The sequence below is a fragment of the Finegoldia sp. P3-F-LR genome (genome assembly GCF_052932165.1).
The window spans coordinates 1-263 of the sequence record NZ_JBRFJE010000069.1 but is presented as its reverse complement, the minus strand read 5'-3'; the positions used below and the strand labels follow the sequence as shown (position 1 = coordinate 263).

Here is a 263-nt window from a genome sequence, read left to right as displayed (position 1 = left end):
GGCTTTTCACCCCTATCCACAGGTCATCCGATAGCTTTTAAACGCTACCCGGTTCGAGCCTCCAGTAAATTTTACTTTACCTTCACTCTGCCCATGGATAGATCACCCGGTTTCGGGTCTACAACACATAACTTCTGCCCTATTAAGACTCGGTTTCCCTGCGACTTCACATCTTAAATGTTTAATCTTGCTACGTATCGTAACTCGCTGGCCCGTTCTACAAAAAGTACGACATTAGAAGTCTTCTTCCTCTGTCTGCTTGT

1 rRNA gene is annotated in these 263 nt (G+C 45.2%); it reads right to left on the bottom strand.

Annotated elements, in window-relative coordinates:
• Positions 1 to 263: ribosomal RNA gene (locus ACU68U_RS09355) — 23S ribosomal RNA — on the bottom strand; the annotation flags it as partial.